General features: G+C 42.0%; 21 protein-coding genes, 1 pseudogene and 1 CRISPR repeat array (1 of these 23 only partly in view). Of the genes and pseudogenes, 12 read left to right on the top strand and 10 right to left on the bottom strand.

Annotated elements, in window-relative coordinates; genetic code table 11:
- Positions 1 to 27 precede the first annotated feature (27 nt).
- The 10 genes from L5B76_RS01970 to L5B76_RS01925 form a co-directional block, all read right to left on the bottom strand.
- Positions 28 to 2,031 carry a TonB-dependent siderophore receptor gene (locus L5B76_RS01970; RefSeq protein WP_265754034.1) on the bottom strand — a complete coding sequence of 668 codons (2,004 nt, stop codon included), beginning with the start codon at positions 2,029 to 2,031 and terminating at the stop codon, positions 28 to 30.
- 60 nt (positions 2,032 to 2,091) lie between these two features.
- Positions 2,092 to 2,886: a DUF4198 domain-containing protein gene (locus L5B76_RS01965; protein ID WP_265754033.1), complete on the bottom strand. Its 795-nt coding sequence runs from the start codon at positions 2,884 to 2,886 to the stop codon at positions 2,092 to 2,094.
- A gap of 245 nt (positions 2,887 to 3,131) precedes the next feature.
- Positions 3,132 to 5,054 carry a Fe(3+)-hydroxamate ABC transporter permease FhuB gene (fhuB, locus tag L5B76_RS01960; protein ID WP_265754032.1) on the bottom strand — a complete coding sequence of 641 codons (1,923 nt, stop codon included), beginning with the start codon at positions 5,052 to 5,054 and terminating at the stop codon, positions 3,132 to 3,134.
- Positions 5,048 to 5,914 carry an ABC transporter substrate-binding protein gene (locus L5B76_RS01955; protein ID WP_265754031.1) on the bottom strand — a complete coding sequence of 289 codons (867 nt, stop codon included), beginning with the start codon at positions 5,912 to 5,914 and terminating at the stop codon, positions 5,048 to 5,050. The genes fhuB and L5B76_RS01955 overlap by 7 nt, the downstream gene beginning before the upstream one ends.
- Before the next feature lie 8 nt (positions 5,915 to 5,922).
- Entirely contained in the window at positions 5,923 to 6,687 is a 765-nt protein-coding gene (locus L5B76_RS01950; protein WP_265754030.1) for an ABC transporter ATP-binding protein, read from the bottom strand.
- 263 nt (positions 6,688 to 6,950) lie between these two features.
- Positions 6,951 to 8,261, bottom strand: coding sequence for a nucleobase:cation symporter-2 family protein (locus L5B76_RS01945; RefSeq protein ID WP_265754029.1), 1,311 nt, complete (start codon positions 8,259 to 8,261; stop codon positions 6,951 to 6,953).
- Positions 8,262 to 8,517: 256 nt separating this feature from the next.
- A complete protein-coding gene (gene dolP / locus L5B76_RS01940; RefSeq protein WP_265754028.1) occupies positions 8,518 to 9,111 on the bottom strand; it encodes a division/outer membrane stress-associated lipid-binding lipoprotein in 594 nt (197 codons plus the stop codon).
- A gap of 39 nt (positions 9,112 to 9,150) precedes the next feature.
- A complete protein-coding gene (locus L5B76_RS01935; RefSeq protein WP_115249812.1) occupies positions 9,151 to 9,735 on the bottom strand; it encodes a D-sedoheptulose-7-phosphate isomerase in 585 nt (194 codons plus the stop codon).
- 15 nt (positions 9,736 to 9,750) lie between these two features.
- Positions 9,751 to 10,113: a YraN family protein gene (locus tag L5B76_RS01930; RefSeq protein ID WP_103852552.1), complete on the bottom strand. Its 363-nt coding sequence runs from the start codon at positions 10,111 to 10,113 to the stop codon at positions 9,751 to 9,753.
- A gap of 1 nt (position 10,114) precedes the next feature.
- Positions 10,115 to 11,839 carry a penicillin-binding protein activator gene (locus tag L5B76_RS01925; protein WP_265754027.1) on the bottom strand — a complete coding sequence of 575 codons (1,725 nt, stop codon included), beginning with the start codon at positions 11,837 to 11,839 and terminating at the stop codon, positions 10,115 to 10,117.
- A gap of 75 nt (positions 11,840 to 11,914) precedes the next feature.
- Between L5B76_RS01925 and rsmI the strand changes: the two genes are divergently transcribed.
- From rsmI to cas2, 12 genes and pseudogenes are all read left to right on the top strand, one after another.
- Positions 11,915 to 12,757 (top strand): 16S rRNA (cytidine(1402)-2'-O)-methyltransferase, encoded by an 843-nt coding sequence (gene rsmI, locus L5B76_RS01920; protein WP_265754026.1) that lies wholly within the window; start codon positions 11,915 to 11,917, stop codon positions 12,755 to 12,757.
- Between the two features lie 92 nt (positions 12,758 to 12,849).
- Positions 12,850 to 13,473 (top strand): L-threonylcarbamoyladenylate synthase, encoded by a 624-nt coding sequence (locus tag L5B76_RS01915; RefSeq protein ID WP_265754025.1) that lies wholly within the window; start codon positions 12,850 to 12,852, stop codon positions 13,471 to 13,473.
- Between the two features lie 155 nt (positions 13,474 to 13,628).
- Positions 13,629 to 14,540, top strand: a pseudogene (gene rluB / locus L5B76_RS01910) (23S rRNA pseudouridine(2605) synthase RluB); the annotation flags it as partial.
- 63 nt (positions 14,541 to 14,603) lie between these two features.
- Positions 14,604 to 15,575, top strand: coding sequence for an HTH-type transcriptional regulator CysB (gene cysB, locus L5B76_RS01905; protein ID WP_265754023.1), 972 nt, complete (start codon positions 14,604 to 14,606; stop codon positions 15,573 to 15,575).
- Between the two features lie 122 nt (positions 15,576 to 15,697).
- The gene (gene dapD, locus L5B76_RS01900) at positions 15,698 to 16,525 is read left to right on the top strand and encodes a 2,3,4,5-tetrahydropyridine-2,6-dicarboxylate N-succinyltransferase (protein ID WP_194750137.1); all 828 of its coding nucleotides are present in this window, start codon (positions 15,698 to 15,700) and stop codon (positions 16,523 to 16,525) included.
- A 226-nt stretch (positions 16,526 to 16,751) separates the two neighbouring features.
- Positions 16,752 to 18,971 (top strand): CRISPR-associated helicase Cas3', encoded by a 2,220-nt coding sequence (gene cas3 / locus L5B76_RS01895; RefSeq protein WP_265754022.1) that lies wholly within the window; start codon positions 16,752 to 16,754, stop codon positions 18,969 to 18,971.
- A gap of 38 nt (positions 18,972 to 19,009) precedes the next feature.
- Entirely contained in the window at positions 19,010 to 19,687 is a 678-nt protein-coding gene (gene cas5c / locus L5B76_RS01890; protein ID WP_265754021.1) for a type I-C CRISPR-associated protein Cas5c, read from the top strand.
- Positions 19,684 to 21,486 carry a type I-C CRISPR-associated protein Cas8c/Csd1 gene (cas8c, locus tag L5B76_RS01885; RefSeq protein WP_265754020.1) on the top strand — a complete coding sequence of 601 codons (1,803 nt, stop codon included), beginning with the start codon at positions 19,684 to 19,686 and terminating at the stop codon, positions 21,484 to 21,486. The genes cas5c and cas8c overlap by 4 nt, the downstream gene beginning before the upstream one ends.
- Positions 21,487 to 21,489: 3 nt before the next feature.
- On the top strand, positions 21,490 to 22,353 hold the full coding sequence (gene cas7c / locus L5B76_RS01880; RefSeq protein WP_265754019.1) for a type I-C CRISPR-associated protein Cas7/Csd2: 864 nt from the start codon (positions 21,490 to 21,492) through the stop codon (positions 22,351 to 22,353).
- Positions 22,354 to 22,356: 3 nt separating this feature from the next.
- On the top strand, positions 22,357 to 22,968 hold the full coding sequence (gene cas4, locus L5B76_RS01875) for a CRISPR-associated protein Cas4 (protein WP_265754018.1): 612 nt from the start codon (positions 22,357 to 22,359) through the stop codon (positions 22,966 to 22,968).
- A gap of 59 nt (positions 22,969 to 23,027) precedes the next feature.
- Positions 23,028 to 24,041 (top strand): type I-C CRISPR-associated endonuclease Cas1c, encoded by a 1,014-nt coding sequence (gene cas1c / locus L5B76_RS01870; RefSeq protein WP_265754017.1) that lies wholly within the window; start codon positions 23,028 to 23,030, stop codon positions 24,039 to 24,041.
- A 9-nt stretch (positions 24,042 to 24,050) separates the two neighbouring features.
- Complete coding sequence (cas2, locus tag L5B76_RS01865) at positions 24,051 to 24,344, top strand: CRISPR-associated endonuclease Cas2 (protein ID WP_103853153.1); 294 nt, start codon at positions 24,051 to 24,053, stop codon at positions 24,342 to 24,344.
- Positions 24,345 to 24,533: 189 nt separating this feature from the next.
- A CRISPR array of direct repeats spans positions 24,534 to 24,764; the repeat unit is 32 nt; unit sequence CGGCCATCTCCCAGATGGCCGTGAATTGAAAC; it runs 1,476 nt beyond the window's last position.

The raw sequence follows: 24,764 nt of genomic DNA, 5'->3' as shown, positions 1-24,764 counted from the left end.
ATCAGCCCTACAGATATAATTATTTCATTACCATTTATAAGATAACGTGGCTTCGACTTTACGTCCTTCCCCATAATAACAGCTATAGTAACAGCCTGATACATAGCGTTTATCGGTCAAATTAGTGATGTTAGCACGCAAAACCCAATTATCATTAAATTGATATTTCGCCATTAAATCAACTAAAGTTACGGCAGGTACTTTATAGCCTTTATTTCCCGCTTCATCTGTAGAAGTTCCGGTATAACGTAATCCGGTTCCAAGGGTGAGTTTTTCCCACTGATACATGACTCTTGCAGTAGCAGTATGGCGTGGAACAATTGGTTTACGGATTAGCACTCCTGTATAAGGTCCAATTTCATTCGCTTTTGTATAGGTGTAGGTTAATGCTGTTGAGATATTATCAGTGAGTTTCATATCAGCACTTAACTCAATGCCTTTACTGATATTTTTAGCCACTTGTGTAGTAATACCATTTGTCTGCACTAAACTATTTTCTTCTTTTAAATGGAAATAAGCGGCAGAGAAAATTCCATCGACAAAAGTAGGTAGATATTTAATCCCAACTTCGTGTTGTGTGCCTTTAATTGGCTTATAGGACGTGCCTGCACCATCATTGCCTGCAATTGGTTGGAAAGATTGTGAATAGCTATAATAAGGCGAAATTCCATTTTCTGCAGCGTACATTAAACCAGCAGAATAAGAGGTATTATTAACGTGATAACTTTCTTTCGTATCAAATGTATCTGAATTACCACGTGCTTTATCGTGTCGAATACTACCACTTAGTAACCAATTATTAATTTTCAATTGGTCTTGCAAGTAAGCCCCTAATTGATATTGTTTGACTTGATAAGCGGGAACGCTTGGTTTTGCTACACCAGCATAGTTCGGTGATAGTGCATTAATATTATTTCCGCTACCATAACCATAATTTCCTTTTGCACTACTGCGTTGATAATCAATCCCTACGGTTAATGTATTTTCAATATTATCCCATTGCCATTTTTTAGTCAGTCGATTGTCTAAGGTATGATTATGAGTTGCCACATCGACAAACAATGATCCTTGTTGGATTAACGGAAATGCCGTTGCATAGCTATAGTAAGCACTTAACTGCTCACGTTGTTCTTCACTATAACGATAATTTTGGCTAAACGTGAGATTGTCGCCAAAATCATGGCTTAATTCATAACCAATAGAATAAGCACGGCGATTCATATAATCTGTGGTTGGATCACCTAAATTAGTACGGCGTGAAATGCGTCCTTTACTAGTATCAAGTGTACCGAGTAGTGGATAGAATGATGTTGTTGGCACACCTACATCTTTTTGCACACTAGTAAGTAAGGTTAGAGTTGTTTTATCGCTAATTAACCAAGTTAAACTTGGAGCAAAATAGTAACGTTCACGCCAAGTTCCGAAAGTCTCCCCTTTTTTATATTCATAATCACCAACAAAACGAGTGAAAAGATTTTCGTTTACGGCTTTATTTACATCAAAGCTGACGCCACGTTGAGAACGGCTGCCACCATAAACATTAATTTCTCCCATATCTTGATTTTTCGGGCGTTTGCTGATTAAGTTAATGACACCGCCTGTCGATGATGAGCCATAAAGCAATGAGTCTGCACCTTTCACCACCTCAACAGATTCAAAACCATATAAATCAGGGTTCCAGCCAGAATACCCACCTTTGTAAATAGCGGTTCCATCTAAGCGTAAGGTTGCATCAAAACCACGTAGTTTTAACCAATCACTATCATCTAAATCTGCCCCATAAATTTGTGATAATGCACCACTTTCATAGCGAACAGCTTCATCAAGTTGTGTCGCACCGATGTCTTGTAGGGTTGTTTGATCAATTATATCTACTGATTTTGGTGATAAAAATTCAACACGACCAGCTTTAGCCACCGATCCAACAACATCAATTTCGTCCAACTGTTCCACCTCTTCTGCAAAAACCCCTTGGCTTGCAGCGAAAAGTGCGGTGGAAATTAATGAGAGTTTAAAAATATTTGCTTTCATACAGCTCCTATTATGTTAATAAAAAATGGCGTGCGGTGAACACGCCAGTTAAGAAAAAGGTTATTTCACTTTAAAAGTATAAGTGCTATAAAGTTTACGTTTTTGGCACACTTTTTGATCTGGGTAATCCATTTCATAAATTGCCTTGATTTTCCAAGTCCCCGCTAAAGCAGGAATGAAATTCACCTTGCCTTGAGCGTCCGTTTTGCCAGAGAAAGCTTGCGGTTCACGGTGATCGTAAACGGCTTTTTCATCAAGTTTGGTAAATTCGTTGGTTGTGCCGATCACGCTCACGCCTTTTGCGGGCTGACCTTGATACAACACTTGTACGGGGAATACTTCCATCGGGCTTAGCGTGGTTGGATCAACCAATGGCACGATTTCCAACGGTAATCCCACTGGGGCAATGGCAAAGTCGCTCACATCAACGCCCGTGTTCACATAGGTTGAAGCGAACATACTGGATTCTTCGCAGTAATTGGCATCTTTCATTTGAGTGAGATTTTCACGCTTCCAGCCGTTGTCATTTTTCGACCAAAATGTCGGTTTATAGCTGCCCGAAATTTTGTATTCCGCTTTCGCCAACGGGCTGGTGGTTACATAGTGAAAATTTTCGCCCTTTTGGGTGAGGGTAGTGCTTTTGCCGTCCGCACTGTGCAACACCAGCGGATTTAAAATATTTAAACGCCCCTCAGCAATTTTTTCCCCTTCAGGAAAACGATCGCCATAGCCAAGCACCGCAAGCAAATCTTTGCCCGCTTCCGCTTGTTGTGCATATGCCCATAAATCGTGTGCTTGCCCTGCCAGAGGGAACGCCAAGCTACATACTAAGGCGAGATGAGTAAGTTTTTTCATTTGATGTCTCCTATTTTGTAAATAAAAAAAACGTGGAATTTTCTGACCGCACTTTTCTACCTCTATTTTCAAAGTGCGGTGTAAAATTCCGCCATATTGCCGTTCAATTTCAACCGTTGAAAGCAAACGGCGATAACTTTTTAGTTTTTGGAACAATATCTTGCATTACAGCGAATTTCATTGAGCGAATCTGATACGTTCAGCAAAACAAGGCTTACGCACGCCTTTTCCCGTCAAGCCAATGGCTAGATTTTTTTCATCAGCCATAAAAAATACGTTCCACCGAGCAAGGTGGCAACCAAGCCCGCCGGGATTTCATAAGGGAACAACAACTGTCGCCCGAGCCAATCCGCCATAATCATCACCGTTGCCCCTAATAAGCCTGCCGCCAACAGTTGGTTTTTGCTGTGGCGGAAGCCGAGGCTGTATGCCAAATGCGGGGCAAGCAAGCCGATAAAACTAAGCGATCCCACAATTAAAGTGGCGAGCAAGGTGAGTAAGATGGCAAATAAAAACAAAATGCTACGCGATTGTACAAGGTTCAGCCCAAGGGATTGAGCCACTACGCTATTTAAGCTGAGTAAATCTAGCCAGCGAACAAAAATGAAGCTCAAGGCGAAAAGTACCGCCGCGATAATCAGCATAGGGATTGCTACCTCATTGCTGGCGTAATAGGTCGACCCCGAACCCCAGCTTAATAATTGCCACGCACGGGGATCGCCGCTAGCGATAAGTATGCGTTGCACGGCGTCAAATAAGGCGGAAATGCTGATTCCTGTGAGCAACACTTGATCAGGTTGCAAGCCGTTGCGGCGGTTGATAAGCCAGATTAATCCTAAGATCAATAATGCTCCCAACGCCCCCCATAACACATATTGGCTAAGTACGCTCGCCCCTGCAACAAAAATCGCTAATAACACGCCAAAGCTCACACCGGAAGTAATGCCCAGTAATTCAGGGCTTGCCATTGGATTGCGGCTTAAGCGTTGTAAGAACGTTCCCGCCAAAGCGAGCATTAGCCCCGCACAAAGGGCATAAACCAAGCGAGGGAAACGCAAAGCGAAGAGGGTTTCGTTTAATTCAAGTTGCCAGCCGTGGCGACCTTGTGCGAACCACAGCGAACATAGTCCCGCAAGGCAGAGCAAGCCAAGTAAAAGTGCGGTGCTTTTTGATGATGTTTTTTTCCACGCATTTTGCCCAAGGGGTGAACTGTCCACCACTCGTCCATATTGTTGGCGATGACGAAACACTAGCCACAACAGCAACGGCGTACCGAATAATGCGGTAACCGAGCCAGTCGGCAAGCCTACGCCCCATTGTTTTTCGATCAGTTGCAAGGTTAAATCAGCGATCAATAACAGCACGCCCGAAAAATAGGCACTTCGCCATAATAAAATCTTAAAGCGATAATCAGGATATTGCCGCGCGAGCGTGGTAGCGGCTAAGCCAATAAAGGCGATCATTCCTACGCGACTGACGATAATGGCGACTAAATAAGCGGCAAGCAACAGGCCGAGCAGGCGGATTCTTTTCACATTTACGCCTAAACTTTGTGCGTTACTTTCTTGTAATTGCAGAATTTGTAACGCAGGGCTAAGTAGCACAATGCCAACAATGGCAAGGGCGAGTAACGGCAGCAGGGTTAGGCTGTCATACCAGCTTTCCTGTACCAGTGAGCCGCTGCCCCACACGAGCAAACCACGGCTTTCTTCAGGGTAAAACAGCATTAAAAGGGAAGAAAACGCTCCAAGATAAAAACTTACCACCAGCCCTGCAAGCACGATCAACAATGGCGAAAGCATTTGCCGCCACGCCAGTAATAGCACTAAGCCTAAGGCGAATAATGCCCCAATAAAGGCTATCGGCGTGGTGCCGAATTGCAATAAATTTGGCAAAAACAGGGTAGCCAGAAACAGGGCGAATTGTGCGCCACCGCTTACGGCAAGGGTGCTGTCGGAAGCCAGCGAATTATTCATAATTTGTTGTAATAATAGCGAAGCCACACCTAGGCTCGCTCCTGCTAAGATTGCCATTAGCACACGCGGCAAGGTGAAATTGAAAATCAGCAGTTGGCTGGTTTCACTTTGTTCGGGCTGTTGCCAAAGTAGCAATGCAAATAACGCCAGTGCAATCAGCCCAAGGCTTGGCATTAAACGAATTTTCACCATTGGCTTTCCCCTTGTGGCTGACGTAACCCTTGGCTTAAGGCAAGGGCTAAACGCTGAGCAGAGGGCAGAGCGCCGAATGTCCAAATGGCAGGTAAAATCAGGGGATCTTTCGCTAAAGGCAAGGCTTGCCATAGGCTATTACTCGCCAGTTCTTGTGGTACATTTTGCGGATAAGGCTTAATGATCACCAATTTTGCGTGGGGGAATTGTGCGAGCTGATTTAGGCTAATTTGGCTAAATCCCCATAAATTTACCTCTTCTTGCCACGCATTTTGTAAGCCTAAATGGCTTAGCACTACACCGGGCAGACTTTGTTTGCCATAAACACGCAAATGACGGCCATCAATAAATTGTACAATTAATAAAGGACGTGCTTGAAATGGGGTGAGCAAGGCTTTTTGTGCGGCAAAAAGGGTTTCGGTTTGATCAATTAAGGGCGTGGAATCCACACCTACCACACTGGCAAGTTGGCGTGTTGCTTGAAGTTGATTTTGCCAAAAATCGCCTGCTTGGTAGAAATTAACGAGATCCAAGGTTTTTACGTTGGACAAATAAGGCAAATTGGCTTGTGCGGTGGCGAAATACATATCACTATTGGGGAAAATTTCAATATCAAGTTGTGCCAATAATTCTTTATTAGGTTGTAATCTTGTGCCTAAATCCACCGCACTTTGTGGTAACGCAGGTTCGCTCACCCAGTTCTGATAGCTTTGTTTATCGCCTATGGCAACGGGCGTTACGCCAAGTCCGAGTAAGGTTTCGGCGATCGTCCAATCTAAGGTGGCAACCTTTGGTGTCGCTAACGCGGGCAAAGTAACAATAAGCCAAAGGGCGTGTAATAAGTAAGCATATTTTTTCATTATTGCCCCTAAAAGAACGCCACAGGAACCTGATCTACAGGGTGAGATTGCACTTGCAGATCAATATGATAAATTTGCTCAAGGGCTTGTGGAGTCATAATCTCTTGTGGCGTGCCTTGCATTAATAATTTGCCTGATTGTAAGGCGATGAGTTCATCACAAAAACGCGCGGCAAGATTGATGTCGTGGATCACAATGATTACGCCTAAATTGAGCTGCTTCACCAGCTTTTGGATAAGTTGCATTACTTCCACTTGATGAGCAATATCCAATGCCGCCAAAGGTTCATCTAATAATAAAAAGCGGCTTTGTTGTGCCAACAACATTGCAAGCCAAACGCGAGAACGTTCGCCGCCGGAAAGAGTATCCACAAATTGATCGGCATAGTCTTGCATATTCGTCCACTCAAGGGCATTTTGAATGGCTTGCTCATCTTGTTTAGGATTGCGTCCTAACAGCCCATTCCACGCATATCGCCCCATTTGTAGCAGCCCTTTTACCGTTAAATTTTGTGCGTTCGGCAAATATTGTGGTAAATATGCCACTTCACGGGCAAAGGCTTTGTTTTTCCATTGCTGAATAGGTTGATTGGCAAAGTGTAACGTGCCGCTCGAAGGAAATTGTTGACGTGCCAAGAGTTTAATCAGGGTAGATTTACCCGAACCATTTGGCCCAATAATGCCATAGATTTTTCCCGTGCCGAATTGCAGTGAAATAGGCTGCAACAACACTTTTTCAGGTAACGCAAAAGACACTGAATCTAATTCAAACACAAGATTTCCTACGGCGAATAAAATAAAGGTGGTGGATTTTAATTGATAACCGTTATCATTTCAATAGGCGATAGCAAAATTTATTAGTCAAAAATGAGTAAAAAATAACCGCGCTTTTATTGGGGATTTAGCGAAATTGGTGATCAATATCAATAATATTAGGCGTGCAGACAAAAAAAGTGCGGTAAAAAAATGACTGAAATTTTTATAAAAAATGGGTGAATACCCTGTATTTCACCCATTTCAAAGAGATTAAAGGGGAATTATTGCGCTTTCGCTACTTTCTTATCTTGCGGTAAGATGAGATTTAAAATCAACGCTAATAAGGATCCTACAGTAATGCCCGAACCTAACACTTCTTTGAAAAAGTGCGGCAGTTTTTCGAGCAATTCTGGGCGAGTGGTTACGGCTAAGCCACAACCAATGGAAATCGCGATGATTAAGCCGTTGCGTTTGCTGCGTTCAATGCTATCTAACATTTGAATACCTGCGGCAATAATCATTGCGAACATCATCAGGCCCGCACCGCCAAGTACTGGCAGTGGAATTGACACGATTAACGCACCAAATACTGGGAATAAGCCTGCTAGCACTAATAATGCCCCAGTTAAAGCAACCACATAGCGACTTGCCACGCCAGTAAGAGAAATCACACCGATATTTTGTGAGAAAGAAGAAAATGGCGTGGTGGACATAATCGCCGCAAGGGCTGAGCCTAAGCCATCACACAACACGCCGCCGCGTAAATGTTTCCCTGTGATTTCCGTTTTCGTAGCGTTCCCCAAGGCTAAGAAGTTGCCGCTTGATTCCACAATGGTTACCAAATAGGCGATGGACATACCAATAATTCCTGCGATAGGGAAAGATAAACCAAAGTGCAGCGGTTGTGGCACGGCGAAAATTTGCGCTTGTTTCACCCCATCAAAATTCACCCAACCTAGGGCGAGAGCCACCACATAGCCTGTCATCATTCCAATCACAATGGCTGCAGCAGAAAAAATGCCTTTGCCCCATTGCACTAAAATCACCACAATGACTAACACGAAACTTGCCATTATCAGGTTTTCTGGCGTGGCATAATTCGGATCGTTGCGTTGTCCGCCAGCGAACCAGTCCACCGCCACAGGAATAAGGCTAAGACCGATCATCATCACTACGGTTCCTGTTACCACAGGCGGGAATAATTTACGGATATAAGGCATAAAGAAACTACCGATGATCATCACCAACGATCCCACCAGCGAAGCCCCTAAAATCCCCGCAACGCCATCTTCACTAAAGCCAATGGCAAGAGCCGCGGCCACAAAGGTGAAACTTGTTCCCATTACGCTTGGCAAGCGAATACCGATTGGGCCTAAGCCACGGCATTGAATAATGGTTACCACACCTGAAATAAGTAGCGCTGCATTTACTAAGGTGATGGTGTCTTCGGTGGGTAATTTTAATACATTCCCGATCACCAATGGCACAGCGATAATCCCCCCTAAGGCGGCAAGCAAATGCTGAGCGGCTAATAATAGACTTAACCCGAAAGGCGGTTTGTCTTCAACGGAATAGAGTAGGTTGTTGTTCATAAGCTTTCCTGAGTAATAAAAAATAGCGCGCATTATACTTGAAAATGGATTTTAAGCAATCGTTTGCTTTTGTCGGGAACTAGATTAAACCTAAGGGATAAAAGAGATGAAAAAGGGAATGTTTTGAGATGGAGGAAAATTACTGAGCAAATTGTGTAGCCAAGCAGGAAAATAAGTAGAAAAGTGCGGTGATTTTTTGTCAAATTTTGCCCTTAAACTGGTTAAGGGCAAAATTGAAATAGAAATATTAGTGAGATTAATTGAGATAGTTAAACACTTTCACCACTTTTACTACGCCCGAAACATTTCTTGCAACTTCAGCGGCAGCATTGGCTTGTTCTTCGGTGAGATTGCCCATTAGGAACACTTCGCCATTTTCGGTGATCACTTTCACATCGGTGGCTTTTACCCCTGAATTGACAAACATTTTGGATTTAATTTGTGTGGTGATCCAGCTGTCTTTAGCAATTTGCGATACCGAAATAGGTGAGCCAATACGCAGTTCGTTATACACTTTGGAAACATTGTCCACGCCTTCCGCTAATCCCGTAGCGAGATCTTTTAAATTTTCATTTGGTACTTCGCCGATAAGCAAAATGCGTCCGCTATAAGACACCACGCTAACACGGCCTTCGCTTTTGATTTGCCCATCTTTATAGATTGCACTTAGCACTTTTTCTTCAAGAACTTCATCATCAACTTGTGTTCCTGTTGTTCTTGGATCGGTGGCGACTTTTGTACCAATGGCGGCTGCACCCGCTACACCCGCAACGGTTGCGGTTACACAGCCTTGTAATAAAAATGCGGTACCGAGAATAAGGGCTAATTTTTTTAAATTCCTTGTTTTCATTAGTTGTACTCCTTTTGATTATCTATAAAGGGTTGATATCTATGAATGAGAAAAAAGAGAATGATCAATTAACTCACAAATCGTATTAATAATAAATAGATGATGTTCCAAAATACGGCTTTCTTTTACCGTTGGGGCGGTGATTTCCAAATCCTGTTCGGTGAGAAAGCCTTGAATATGATCATTGTTCGCGCCTGTTAATGCTATGACACTAATTTCTTTATTTAGTGCGGAATTAATTGTGTCTAGCACCATTTCTTCATTGCCAAAGGGGGAAAACACCACCAACAGATCCCCTTGTTGTGCCACTGCATTGAATTGGCGTTGGTAGAATTGTTGCTTGGGGCGATCGGCAATAATCGCTGATCCAATGGCGTTATCCAAACTTAATAACACGGAAGGAAAGCTCGGTCTTTCTAGCTCATAGCGGTTGAGCAAGTTCGCCACCAGAAACTGTGCATTGGCATAAGATCGTCCTTGCCCACAGACGATAATTTTATTGCCACGCAATAGGCAGGCGACAATGTTTTGCACTGCTTGAAAAATGGCATTGGGCAATAAGCTCGAAGCAGAAATCTGGGTTTGTATGCTTTCGCTGTAAAGATCTTTTATTTTATCTAACATTGTGATTTATCAGACTTATTCATCAAGAAAATTAGGAATCCACTGTAAGTCTTGTATTGTATTACCAAATGCCACTAAGTCAAAACGGCAATCGGTATCTTCTAGGCTGCAATCTTGTTTTGCCAGCCACATATTGGCGGCATCTAGCCATTTTTGTTGTTTTTGCCAATCTACACTTTCCACGGCAGAACCAAAAAAATCATTTTTTCTTTGCCGCACTTCAACAAAAACAATGGTTTCGCCATCTTGCATAATTAAATCCAGTTCACCACATTTAAAATGCTGGTTGGCGGCAATAAATTTTAGCCCTTTAGATTGCAAAAAAAGGCGAGCTTGTTGCTCAAAGCTCGCCCCTTGCTGACGTTTGGATTTAAACATATTAATTGCTTAATACAACCACTGACGCATTTTGGTATTGATACCACGTCATATCACGTTCGATATTACAATTCGGGCCTGCGCTTAATTTACCGGTTAAACCGTTAATGTTGAAGCCAGGAACTTGGCGTAACTCATTGAATTGATTGATCAATAACCACGCATCTGCGCCCATTGCATATAAACGCATTAAGGAATAATCACCATTGGTAAAGCCTGCCACTTTTTTGTATTGTGCAGAATCCACATCTTTAAAGAATGGAATATCACTAAATTCTAAGCCATTCATTAATAAGCGATATTCAGGGCCGTTGTTAGATGAATTACTGCGCGAACTTGCATAAAGTTTTAAGTTTGCATTGGTGTTGTCAATCACGGTTTTTAATTCGCTTAATTGAGTATTGGTGGCAACGATATATAAGCCTTTAATATTCTCATTAATGCCTGCTTGTAAAGCAAAGCTAATATCATCAGCACGGTTATAGAATTTTACGTTAGCATCGGTGCCAGATAATTTTTGCCAACGGGTGTTGAACGCTGATGCAGTACGCTGGCCTAAATCATTTTGTGGCACGATCACTAACGGATTGTGAATGCCCTCATTCCAAATGCGATTTGCCGCAGATTCTGCTTCATCTTCAGGCGCTAGGCCATAATAGCAAAGCTGACCAATAGCACGAGAGTTTGCCGTAGAATTAAGGGTTAGCACATTCAAGCCTTGTAGAAGATCGGCACGATTGGTTAATTGATCCACATTTTGTTTCAGCAATGGTCCAACGATAGTAGTAATGCCTTCTAGTTTGGCTTGTTCAATGATATTTTCAACAGGAGTAGAAAGGGTGTCAAACACCTTAACCTGAATGGCTGAATCGCCTTTAGCATCATCAAAACCACGTTTGATGGTGCTACCAATAAGTTGTGCATCACCGCTTAATGGCAATAATAATGCCACTTGTCCAAGTTGCGTTTGTTGGAAATTAAATAAGCCTTGTAATTCTGTTGGGAACAAATAGCTCGCAGAATGGCTTGGATACATTGCTTTCCAATTTTGTAATGCTTGGCTTAATTGTGCGGGCTGATTTAAGTTATCGTTATAGGCTTTGGCTAACGCTAACCAACCCCCTAATGCCGTATTACCATTTGCTGGTGTGCCATTGATTAAGCCACGATTTGCACTGCGCAATAACGCCCAAGTGCGGTCGTTATTTTCTTGTTTTCTTTTACTATCAGTTAATAACGCATCAATTTGAATACGCGCTTTTACCGCATCAATAACCTGATTACGATTTTGCGCCACACGCGCCATTACTTCATAATAACGCGCTTTTTGTGAAGGACTTAGTAACGCTAAGTTGATCATTTTTAAACGCGTTTCAGCATTTTGATTATTGCCTTTCACGGCAGCAATATGCGCTTCAATCAGCGATTTATCTAAAAGTTGCTCTTCGTTTAAATCTTTCAATTCGGAAAGCATTGCTTGTGCTTGCGGGATTTTATTCTCACGCACCAACACACGCGTAGCTAGCAATTTATAAGTTTGTTGATCTTCAAGATTTTGTGTACGTTGAATTTGATTGATGTAATATTCCGAACTGGCATTTGCATCATTTTTCAGCACATTTGTAAAGCTGTTACCGAACAAATTGGTACAGCCCGCCAAAACCAATGCAAATAAAAAAGGCATTAATCGATTTTTTAAATTAATGCGTTGTAATAGAATAGTCATAATTACTCCGTTGTTGAAAACAATCTCGGGGATCTTACTTATCTCAATAATTAAAATCAAATAAAAGAAGTAAAAATGGACAATTTAACTGGAATTTTATATATCGTGGCAACGCCCATTGGCAATTTGCAAGACATTAGCCAACGCGCATTACAAGTGTTGGAACAAGTGGATTTAGTCGCTGCAGAAGATACGCGCCATAGTGGTTTATTGCTGAGTCATTACGGCATTAAAAAGCCTTTTTTTGCCTTGCACGATCATAATGAGCAACAAAAAGCCGATATTCTGTGCGAAAAACTATTGCAAGGCACAACGATCGCCTTAGTTTCAGATGCAGGTACGCCACTGATTAGTGATCCGGGCTTTCATCTGGTGAGAAAATGTCGCCAAGCTGGGATTAAAATTGTGCCAATTCCAGGCGCTTGTGCCGCAATAGCAGGGCTTTGCGCCTCAGGCATTGCTTCCGATCGTTTTTGTTTTGAAGGCTTTCTGCCTGCCAAATCCAAAGCCCGTTGCGATAAATTGGAAAATCTCGCAAAAGAAGACCGCACTTTGATTTTCTATGAATCCACCCACCGCATTTTAGATTGCCTTGCGGATATGGAAAAGGTATTCGGCGCAGAGCGTTATGTGGTGCTAGCACGCGAGCTGACCAAAACTTGGGAAACTATTCACGGCGATGAAGTCGGCGTATTACGCAAATGGGTGAGCGAAGATCCAAACCGTAGCAAAGGCGAAATGGTACTGATCGTGGAAGGAAATGTGAGCAGCGAAGAAGAAAGCTTTTCCCCCGAGGCCATCAAAGCCTTAACTCTTATCGCCAAAGAACTCCCGCTCAAAAAAGCCGCCGCGATTGTCGCAGATCTTTATGGCTATAAGAAAAATGCGTTATATCAGTTTGGGTTGGAGAATTTGTAAGTTTATTTTAGATAAATTTATTTTCCCCTAACCCTATAATCAACGGGGAATTTCGGTATAATGCCCAAGTTAATGATGACAGGATAAAGGTTATGAGCCAATTTTTTTATATACATCCAGAAAATCCGCAGCCGCGTTTGATTAATCAAGCGGTGGATATTTTGAAACAAGGTGGGGTGATTGTTTACCCAACGGATTCAGGTTATGCCTTGGGCTGTATGCTCGGCGATAAGCACGCAATGGATCGCATTGTGCAAATTCGCCAACTGCCAGAAAATCATAATTTCACCCTTGTGTGTAGCGATTTATCAGAACTTTCAACCTACGCCACAGTGAATAATATGGCGTATCGACTGATTAAAAATAACACGCCTGGGCGCTATACCTTTATTCTTACCGCAACCAAAGAAGTGCCACGCCGTTTGATGACATCAAAACGCAAAACCATTGGCTTACGCGTGCCAGATAATCAAATTGCGCTGGCCTTATTAAATACTTTAGGCGAGCCGATTTTATCTTGTTCTTTGATGTTGCCAGGGGAAGAATTTATTACGCAATCTGATCCAGAGGAAATTCGCGATCGTTTAGAACATCAAGTGGATTTAATTATTAACGGTGGCTATTTAGGGCAAGAGCCAACAACGGTGGTGGATTTAACCGACAACACGCCAGTGATTTTGCGTGAGGGTAGCGGTTCAACCACGCCATTTATTTAATCTTTTCAAGCTGTTAGACGCTTGGGAAAGCGACAAGAGGAAATATGAAAACAACATCTTATTCACAACGTAATGCCGCCAAGGGAATGCGTTTTGCTGAAAAAAATAACACGGAAAGAAAACGTACAGACAAGCCTTTCGCATCAAATGCCGAAAGCAAAGAAAAAAGTGCGGTGAAAAAGACCGCACTTTCTGCCTCCCATAAAGTGGAAGGGGAAAAATTACAAAAAGTGTTAGCGCGCGCAGGGCAAGGATCTCGCCGTGAAATTGAAGCGATGATCGCCGCCAATCGGGTCAGCGTAAACGGCAAAATGGCAACACTGGGCGATCGTGTTGTGGTGAATGCGAATTTAAAAATCCGCATTGACGGACACGTTGTGAATTTACAACAAGCGCAAAAAGAAGTGTGTCGCGTGTTGATGTATTACAAGCCTGAGGGCGAACTTTGTACTCGCCACGATCCAGAAGGGCGCGCCACCGTGTTTGACCGCTTGCCACGCTTAACAGGATCGCGCTGGATTGCGGTAGGACGCTTGGATATTAACACCTCTGGCTTATTGCTGTTTACCACAGACGGCGAATTAGCAAACCGCTTAATGCACCCAAGCCGTGAAGTGGAACGTGAATATTCCGTGCGTGTTTTTGGTCAGGTGGACGAAGCAATGATCGCCCGTTTACGCAAAGGCGTGCAGTTAGAAGATGGGCCTGCCAATTTCAAAGCCATCAAGCCAATGGGCGGACAAGGAATGAACCAGTGGTTTGACGTTACCCTAATGGAAGGGCGTAACCGTGAAGTTCGCCGTTTATGGGAATCGCAAGGCATTCAAGTCAGCCGTTTGATCCGCATTCGCTACGGCAATATCAAATTAATGAAAACCTTACCGCGCGGTGGTTGGGAAGAAATGGATCTCACCAATGTGAATTATCTGCGCGAATTGGTGGGGCTTGAGCCAGAAACCCAAAGCAAACTAGACGTTACCAAACAACGCAGACGTGCCAAAACTGGGCAAATCCGCCGTGCGGTAAAACGTTATGCGGATATGAATAAACGTTACAAAAAAGCTTAAAAATTCTATAAAAAGCCTAAAAAATTTCATAAAAAAGCACCGCACTTTGATCAAGGAGTGATGATGAAAATTCAGCAATTACGTTATATCGTTGAAATCGTAAATCAAAATTTGAATGTAACCGAAGCGGCAAATACTTTGTTCACCTCGCAGCCGGGGATCAGCAAACAAGTGCGGTTGTTGGAAGATGAATTAGGCTTAGAGATTTTTGAGCGCAACGGTAAACATATCAAAGCCCTTACCCCAGCGGGCAAAAAAATTGTTGCGATTGCGCGCGAATTATTGGTGAAAACGCAAAGTATTAAAGCTGTGGCAGATGAATATACGCAGCCTAATCACGGCGTGTTACGCATTGCCACCACCAACACGCAGGCGCGTTATATGTTGCCTTCTGTGGTAGAGCGTTTTTCCAAAAAATATCCCGATGTGAGCTTACATATTCATCAAGGTTCGCCAACGCAAATTTATGACGCATTGCTTTCTGGCGAAGTGGATTTGGCGATCACCACGGAAGCACAATATTTATTTGATGACTTGGTGCTACTGCCTTGTTATTTATGGAATCGTTCTGTGATCGTTAAAAACGATCATCCCTTGGCGCAATGTCAACATCTGACGATTGAAGAACTGAGTAAATATCCCCTTGTTACCTATACCTTCGGTTTTACCGGCGTTTCTGATTTGGATTATGCTTTCAACAGCGCAGGGTTATTGCCGAATATTGTGTTTACCGCCACTGATGCTGATGTCATCAAAACCTATGTGCGTTTAGGCTTAGGCGTGGGGATTATGGCTTCAATGGCACATACGCCAGAAGATAAAGATCTAGTGGCGATCGATGCCAGCCATATTTTCCGTTCCAGTATGACGCAAATTGCTTTCAAACATAGCATTTTCTTGCGCAATTATATGTACGATTTTATCAATATGTTTTCACCGCATTTAACCCGCCCAATGGTGGAGCAAGCGGAGCGTTTGCACGATAACAACGCCGTGAAAAAATTATTTGATGATATCGTGTTGGAAGTGCGGTAATTTTTTATCAATGTTTATCCGCCTGAAATAGAAAGAAATTTCAGATAACAGGTGAGTTTTGAGCGGAAATATGGTAAAAATAACCCTTTAAATTTTTATTTCATTTGAATAGGAAACAAAATATGTCAAATTTACAAACTATCATTGAAGCGGCATTTGAACGCCGTGCAGAAATCACGCCAAAAAGCGTAGATGCAGAAACGCGTGCTGCGATCGAAGAAGTGATCGAAGGCTTAGACAGCGGCAAATACCGTGTTGCAGAAAAAATTGATGGTGAATGGGTAACTCACCAATGGTTGAAAAAAGCGGTATTGCTTTCTTTCCGCATTAACGACAACCAAGTGATTGACGGCGCAGAAACCAAATATTACGACAAAGTAGCCCTTAAATTTGCAGATTATGACGAAGCACGTTTCCAACAAGAAGGTTTCCGTGTTGTGCCTTCAGCAACCGTGCGTAAAGGTGCATATATCGCCAAAAATGCGGTATTAATGCCATCTTATGTAAACATTGGTGCTTACGTTGGCGAAGGTACAATGGTAGATACTTGGGCAACCGTTGGTTCTTGCGCGCAAATCGGTAAAAATGTTCACCTTTCAGGCGGCGTTGGTATCGGTGGCGTATTAGAGCCATTACAAGCTAACCCAACCATTATCGGCGACAACTGCTTTATCGGAGCGCGTTCTGAAGTGGTTGAAGGTGTTATCGTAGAAGACGGCTGTGTAATCTCAATGGGCGTATTCATCGGCCAATCCACCAAAATCTATGATCGTGAAACTGGCGAAATCCACTACGGTCGTGTACCAGCAGGCTCAGTGGTTGTATCGGGCAGCCTTCCATCAAAAGACGGCAAATACAGCCTATACTGCGCCGTTATCGTGAAAAAAGTTGATGCCAAAACCTTAGGCAAAGTAGGCATCAACGAATTATTGCGTAGCATTGAAGAATAATTAGTATTCATAATCAAATAATAAAAAATCTGCACAACAGAAATGCGTGCAGATTTTTTTATTTTGAATTATCGATAGTAAGTTTAGGAAGAAATTTACTAAGTTTCTCTTAAGCACTTCCAAAAACAATGTGAAATGTATCACAAAATTTTGTTTTGCTGATTGAAAGATAAGGGGATTTTTATATACTTCCGCCTAATGATGAGCATTTAAAGCGGTAGCGTGTATGGTTTTTTTCGCACATTCAACAGAAGATCCGACAGAGAAAGATTGGCAGTTGTTAAGTGATCATTTGATCAATGTTGCGAAAATGGCAGCTGATTTTGCGCAATATTTTGGCGCTCAAGAGATTGCATATCATATGGGATTGCTACACGACTTTGGTAAGTATAGTGAGCCATATCAAGCGCGTTTGCGTGGTGGGCCGCGGGTTGATCATTCAACTGCAGGGGCAAAATTAGCCATAGAAAAATACCCTCAACTCGGTTGGCTGATGGCATTTTGTATTGCAGGGCATCACGCTGGGTTAGCGAATGGTTCGCGAGAAGGGGAGCTAACAACCTTAGCTCAGCGCTTAGAAAATATCATTCCTGCTTTAGATAAAGCTTGGCAAGATGAAATTCCGTTAGCCGATAAACTTTCTTTTCCTGCTATCACACCATCAAAAACAGAGCAATTTTTCTCTTTGTCTTTTTTTACCCGAATGCTTTATTCTTGTTTGGTCGATGCGGATTTTTTAGAGACAGAAGCTTTTTATGCCAAAGGGCAAAATGTTTCCGTTGAACGGGGTAATTATCCAGATCTTATTACCTTACAGCATCATTTCAATCAATTTATTCAGTCAAAATTTAGACAATCTTCAGCTAATCAGAAAGCTTCTTCGCTGAATCAACTGCGTAGTCAGATTTTTGATTATGCGGTACAGCAAGCCGTACTACCACCTGGACTTTTTACTTTAACCGTGCCAACTGGTGGTGGAAAGACTTTTACCTCAATGGCATTTGCTCTTGAGCACGCTAAGATTCACCAACTTCGCCGTATTATTTATGTGATTCCTTTTACGAGTATTATTGAGCAAAATGCTGCACAATTTCGCCAAGCATTTGGCGAGCTTGGTGAGAAAGCGGTGTTAGAGCATCATAGTACCTTTGATGATGGAAAATTGGCGGATAAAAATAGCAAAGATAAATTGCGCTTAGCTTCTGAAAATTGGGATATGCCTGTTGTGGTAACCACAGCGGTGCAATTTTTTGAATCTTTATTTGCAAATCGTTCATCTCGTTGCCGTAAGTTACATAATATTACGGGAAGTGTGATTATTTTAGATGAAGCACAAATGTTACCGCTCAATTTATTACGTCCGATTATGGCAGCCATTGATGAACTTGCGCATAATTATCGCTGTTCGGTGGTAATGTGTACCGCGACTCAACCTGCGATTCATCAGCAACACGGTTTCTATAAAGGATTTGAGAATTTACGCGAAATTGCGCCAAATCCTGAGCAATTATTTGAACGATTGGCGCGTACCACTGTACAGCATATTGGTGAACAAAAAGATGAGTCGTTACTCAATTATTTAACTGAAAATCTACAAATTCTGATTATTGTCAATAATCGCAAGCACGCTCAGCATTTGTATCATTTAGCGAAATCCTTGGAGGGATGTTTTCATCTTTCCACCTTGATGTGTGCTAAACATCGTACGCAAATACTTGATGAGATTCGTCATTGCTTGAAAGATAGCAAGCCTTGTCGGGTGATTTCCACATCCTTAATTGAGGCGGGTGTTGATGTTGATTTCCCGATGGTAATGCGTGCGGAAGCAGGCTTAGATTCCGTTGCTCAAGCGGCAGGACGTTGTAATCGTGAGGGTAAACGGGCGCAGAGCGAAAGTTTAGTCTTTATTTTTAAGCCAGAAGAGCAGTGGAAGCCGCCAGCGGAGTTAAACGTACTTTCGGCCTGTATGCGCTCGGTTGTACGCTCGCATCAGTCTGATTTACTGGCACCAGATGCTATTTTAAATTATTTCAAGCAGGTTTATGCTTCAAAGGGGAGTGAACTTGATAAAGCAGGCATTTTAGCAGATTGCCATAATGCAAGGCTAAATTTCCCTTTTGAAACTATGGCGAAGAAATTTCAAATGATTCAAAGCCATCTTGTGCCTTTGATTATTCCTTTTAATGAAGAGGCTGAAAAACTTATCGATAGCCTGCAAAATGCCGAACAAATTGGGGGGATTTTACGCAAGTTGCAACCCTATACGATCCAAATTTCTGAGAAAATTTTGACCGCACTTTATCAGCGTGGCGCGCTTGATTTAATCAATAGAGAGCGTTTCGGTGAGCAGTTTTATTATTTGATTAATCGGGATTTATATAGTGAACATTCTGGATTAAATTGGGATACGCCAGAATTTATTGCTGCGGAAAATTGTGCTTGGTAAGTTGTCATAGCATAACCATAGAATAAATGGAGTAGTGAATGAAAAATAAAGTGAGATTACATATTTGGGGGGACTATGCCTGTTTCACCCGCCCAGAAATGAAGGTGGAACGGGTATCTTATGATGTGATAACCCCTTCAGCTGCGCGGGGGATATTATCAGCGATCCATTGGAAGCCCGCAATAAACTGGGTGATAGATAAGATCTATGTGCTGAAACCTATCCAGTTTGAATCTATTCGCCGAAATGAATTGGGCAGTAAGCTACCAGCCACTAAAGTAAGTGGGGCAATGAAACGTAAAAGTGTTGAAGGACTTTATACTATTATTGAAGAAGATCGTCAACAACGAGCTGCTACCGTATTAAAAAATGTTGCTTATGTTATTGAAGCTCATATTGTAATGACGGATAAAGCGGGCGAAAGTGATAATCTAACCAAGCATTTAGAGATGTTTAAACGACGAGCGATGAAAGGACAATGCTTCCAACAACCTTGTATGGGAGTGAGGGAGTTTCCTGCTGAATTTGCCTTTATTAATGAAGATGAGGCGTTACCAGAATGTTTGTTAGATGAAAATGATCGTCAGCGTGATTTAGGTTGGATGTTGCACGATATTGATTTTCAGAATAAAAATACACCGCACTTTTTTAGAGCCAAAATGCAAGATGGCATTATTACGGTGCCGCCTTTTATGGCCGAGGAGGTGGTATCGTGATTTTGTTATCACTTGTTCGTTATTATCAGCGTTTATCTGCCCAAAAGGATCGTGATACCGGTGAGCCTAAAGTTCCTTCTTATGGATTCAGTGAAGAAAAAATTGGCTATATCTTAGTGTTAAATTCAAAGGGTGAGTTGGTTGATGTCATTCCTAATTTTACTGATGACAAAAAGCCGAGAGCGAAGTTAATCAATGTTCCCCAAGCAGTGAAACGAACATCTGGCATAAAACCGAACTTTTTATGGGATAAAACGGCTTATGTGCTCGGGGTGGAAGCCAATCAGGATAAAGCCAGTGCGAAAGTGCAGCCAGCGTTGCTTTCTCGTCATACTTTCGATGCGTTCAAACAGTTTCATTTAGAGGCATTCGCGGATACCCAAGATAAAGGCTTGCAAGCCTTGGTGAAATTCTTAACAACTTGGGAGCCTGAAAAATTTACGGACTCTCTTTGCCCAATTGAAATATTAGATGCCAACCTTGTATTTAAGCTAGATGGTGAAAATCAATATATTCACCAAAGTGTTGAAGCGCAAAATTTATGGGCAGGTCTATTATCCACGAATGATAAGACGGAAGGAATTTGTTTAATTACGGGGGAAAAAGCCCCTATTGCACGCTTGCATCCTTCTATTAAAGGTATTCAGGGCGGACAAAGCTCGGGCGGCTCAATTATTTCTTTCAATAAAGATGCCTTTACTTCTTTTAATAAGGATCAAGGTGATAATGCGCCTGTTTCAGAACAAGCTGCGTTTGCTTATACCACAGCGTTAAATTATTTATTACGCAACAAAAATCATCATTTGATGATTGGCGATACAAGTACCGTTTTTTGGGCAGAAGCAGAAGATGTTGAACAAGCGGAGCTGGCGGAACAATTTTTTGCAGGTTTTTTGACACCGCCTGATGATGAGCAAGAGAATAGCCCTATTTTTGATATGCTAGAAAAAATGAGTAAAGGCAGACCTTTGCAAGAGATTAATCTCGGGATAGCGCCGAGTACCCGTTTTTTCATTTTAGGTTTAGCGCCAAATGCCTCAAGAATTTCTATTCGTTTTTGGTTGGAAACCAGTTTTGGTGAGCTAGCCAATAATTTAGCGATGCATTGGCAGGATCTTGCACTTAAGCCTCGCCCTTGGAAGACTCCGCCTTCTATTTGGCGTTTATTATTGCAAACAACGCCATTAGATCGCACTGGTAAAGGTAAATCTGAAAATATTTCCCCTGTACTCGCAGGAGAGCTGGCTCGAGCTATTTTTACTGATAGTCTCTATCCGATGAATTTATTATCTCAATTACTGATGCGATTTAGAGCGGATGGGCAAATAACAGGATTAAGAATTGCAATGGTTAAAGCCGTACTTCAGCGGCGATTTAGAAAAGATTTGATAAAACAAGGAGTTCCTATGGAATTAGATGAAAATACGGATCATACAGCTTATCTTCTTGGACGATTGTTTGCGTTGTTAGAACGCGTTCAATACCAAGCGTTGGGTGATCTCAATGCAAATATTGTCGATCGTTATTATGCCTCGGCATCTACTGTGCCGTATTCAGTTTTCCCACGTCTTCTGAAAGGGGCTCAGCATCATTTTTCTCGCTTAAAGAAAGACAAAGTGGGGATGGCGATTAATTTAAGTAAGGAGCTTGCCGCAATTTTAGCAAAATTACCAACCGTTTTCCCGCGTCATTTGAATATTGAGGAACAAGGACGCTTTGCATTAGGCTATTATCAAGAAAAAGAACGTTATTTCAGCAAAAAAGTCAATGCTGATGAAACCGAATCAATCAAGGAGTAAAAAATGACTATCCAGAATCGTTATGAATTTGTATATTTTTTTGATGTTACTAACGGGAATCCAAATGGTGATCCTGATGCAGGAAATTTACCGCGCATGGATCCTGAAACCAGCAAAGGCTTGGTTACAGATGTTTGTTTAAAACGTAAGATCCGTAATTTTATTGAATTATGCTATGAAAATGAGCCAGGCTACGAGATTTATGTGAAAGAAAAAAGCGTGTTGAATTTACAAAATAAACGTGCCTATGAAGCTTTATCCATCAAGCCTGAAGCGAAAAAACTACCGAAAGATGAAGCCAAAGCACGCGAAATTACCGCATGGATGTGCAAAAATTTCTTTGATGTTCGTAGTTTTGGCGCAGTAATGACGACTGAAGTCAATAGTGGCCAAGTTCGTGGTCCAGTGCAATTTGCCTTTGCACAATCAATCGATCCAATTGTTCCAGTGGAGCTTTCTATTACGCGTATGGCAGTAACCAACGAGAAAGACCTTGAAAAAGAGCGTACTATGGGACGTAAAGCCATTGTTCCTTATGGACTTTATCGTGTACATGGCTTTATTTCAGCAAAATTAGCAGAGAAAACGGGCTTTAGCGAGGAAGATTTACAGAAGTTATGGCAGGCTTTACAGCTGATGTTTGAACACGATCATTCTGCCGCGCGTGGTGAAATGGTGGCGCGCAAACTGGTGGTATTTAAACATCAAGACGCCTTAGGCAATCAACCAGCGCATAAATTATTTGAGCGAGTTACCGTTGAGCGCGTGAATGGTGATGTAGCAATGCCTGCACAATCATTTGATGATTACCGTATCTCAGTGAATACCGATGGGTTAACAGGCGTAACGATTGAAGAATTAATTTAACCAATGTATATCGTTTCCCTTTCGGCATTACAGCATTATGCTTTCTGCCCACGCCAATGTGCGTTAATCCATAATGAGCAAGCGTGGGAAGAAAACTTGCTTACGGCACAAGGAAGAACCTTGCACGAGCGTGTCGATTCAGGCGAGCCTGAAAGCCGTAAGGGAATTCGCTTTGAGCGAACCGTCCATGTTTGCGCGCAACAGCTTGGATTAGCTGGGATTTTGGATCTCGTAGAGCAAGATCTTAGCTCAGGTCAATTAAAGCCCGTAGAGTACAAACGTGGCAAACCCAAACTTGAACCTATTGATGAAATTCAACTTTGCGCTCAAGCATTATGTTTAGAAGAAATGACAGGGCAGTCTATTACGGAAGGGGCGATATGGTATTTACAAACGCGACATCGCTTACCCGTTCTGTTTTCAGCTGAATTAAGAAACAGAACATTAGATACCATTGCGAATGTACAAGCATTGTTAGAAAGCGGTATAACGCCTGCACCACAATATGGAAAACACTGTAAGGCTTGCTCTTTAATTGAGCTTTGCCAGCCTGCATTATTGGAAAAAGATAAATCGCAATCTTATATCAAAAGGTTGTTTGATGAGAAAGAATAAAAGCAAAGTGCGGTATAAAAATGATGAGTTTTTTAATCTTAATTAGGTGAATTTTTACGATGAAAAAACTACAAAATACCATTTATATCACGACACAAGGCAGTTATTTGCATAAAGAAAGAGAAACGCTTGTGATTGAACAAGAGCGTAAAAAAGTGGCACAGCTTCCTATTCATTCTATTGGACATATATTCTGTTTTGGTAATGTGTTAGTGTCTCCATTTTTAATGGGATTTTGTGGCGAAAATAATGTAAATCTTGCCTTTTTCACTGAAAATGGGCGCTATTTAGGGCGCCTACAAGGCCGGCAAAGTGGAAATGTATTATTACGTCGAGCGCAATATCAATATTCAGCAGAAAAACCTACCACCATTGCACGTCATATTATCGCAGCTAAAATTCAATCATCTAAGCGTGTGTTGCAACGCCAGTTACGAAATTATGGTGAAAATCAAGAAATTCAACAGGCTATTTATGGTTTAAATGCACGTTTAAGGGAGCTTAAGCAAGCTGACGAGTTGGATACTATTCGTGGCATTGAGGGCGAAGCTGCATCTCGTTACTTTAGTGTTTTTCATCATTTATTGCGGGATAAGAACGGTTTTACTTTTCACGGACGTTCACGCCGTCCACCGCGTGATGAAGTGAATGCGCTGTTATCATTTTTATATAGTATTTTAGGTAAGGAAATTAGCGGTGCTTTGCAAGGTGTGGGGCTAGATCCACAAATTGGCTTTTTACATGCTGATCGTCCGGGCAGAGATAGTTTAGCACAAGATATATTGGAAGAATTTCGTGCTTGGTGGGTGGATAGAACCGTATTAAGCCTAATTAACCGTGGGCAAATTAAACTAAGTGATTTTGTAAAAGAAAGTAGCGGTGCAGTTAATTTGAAACCTGAAATGCGAAAAAGCCTATTCCAAGCTTGGCAAGCGAAGAAGCAAGAAAAAATACTCCACCCATTTTTGCAGGAAAATGTTGCAATAGGATTATTACCCCATATACAAGCAATGCTACTAGCACGGCATTTACGCGGTGATTTAGCGCAATATCCCCCATTTTTAATGCGTTAGGATAACAATATGTTAATGCTGATTACTTATGATATTTCTCTTGATGATCCACAAGGTCAAGCGCGTTTGCGTCGTATTGCGAAACATTGTCTTGATTATGGTGTTCGCGTGCAATATTCCGTGTTTGAATGTGATATCGCCCCTGATCAATGGGTGGTATTAAAATCCAAACTATTGGATACCTATAATCCTGAAACTGATAGTTTGCGTTTTTACCATTTAGGAAGTAAATGGCGCAGAAAAGTGGAGCATCACGGAGCCAAACCATCGATTGATATTTTCCAAGATGCCATAATTCTATAATCGCTAACCTACTGTTCTCATCAAATTCCTACTAGCTTAGCGAAGTATCATCGTTCTTTAAAAATCAAATAATTAATTCTAAATTTTATTTGGCAATGATTATGCTATAATCCATTCTCGCACAGAAAAGAATGATTAGCGAAATAATAAGGTTAACACCTTATTTTTGTTATGTTTTTCCCCTGTGCTCGGCCATCTCCCAGATGGCCGTGAATTGAAACATCTTTAGTACTTAATGTTGAACCATCTGACGTAGCGGCCATCTCCCAGATGGCCGTGAATTGAAACAATGGTTGCATCAGTGGGATCGTTGTGGTGTTAAACGGCCATCTCCCAGATGGCCGTGAATTGAAACTCGTTACTGTTCACCATATACCGCAACGCTTGGAACGGCCATCTCCCAGATGGCCGTGAATTGAA

Origin of the sequence: Avibacterium sp. 21-594 (assembly GCF_026226815.1) — a bacterium.
Classification (GTDB): Bacteria; Pseudomonadota; Gammaproteobacteria; order Enterobacterales; family Pasteurellaceae; genus Avibacterium; species Avibacterium avium.
Note: the sequence above shows the minus strand (reverse complement) of the source record. Positions and strands in the feature narration are given on the sequence as shown.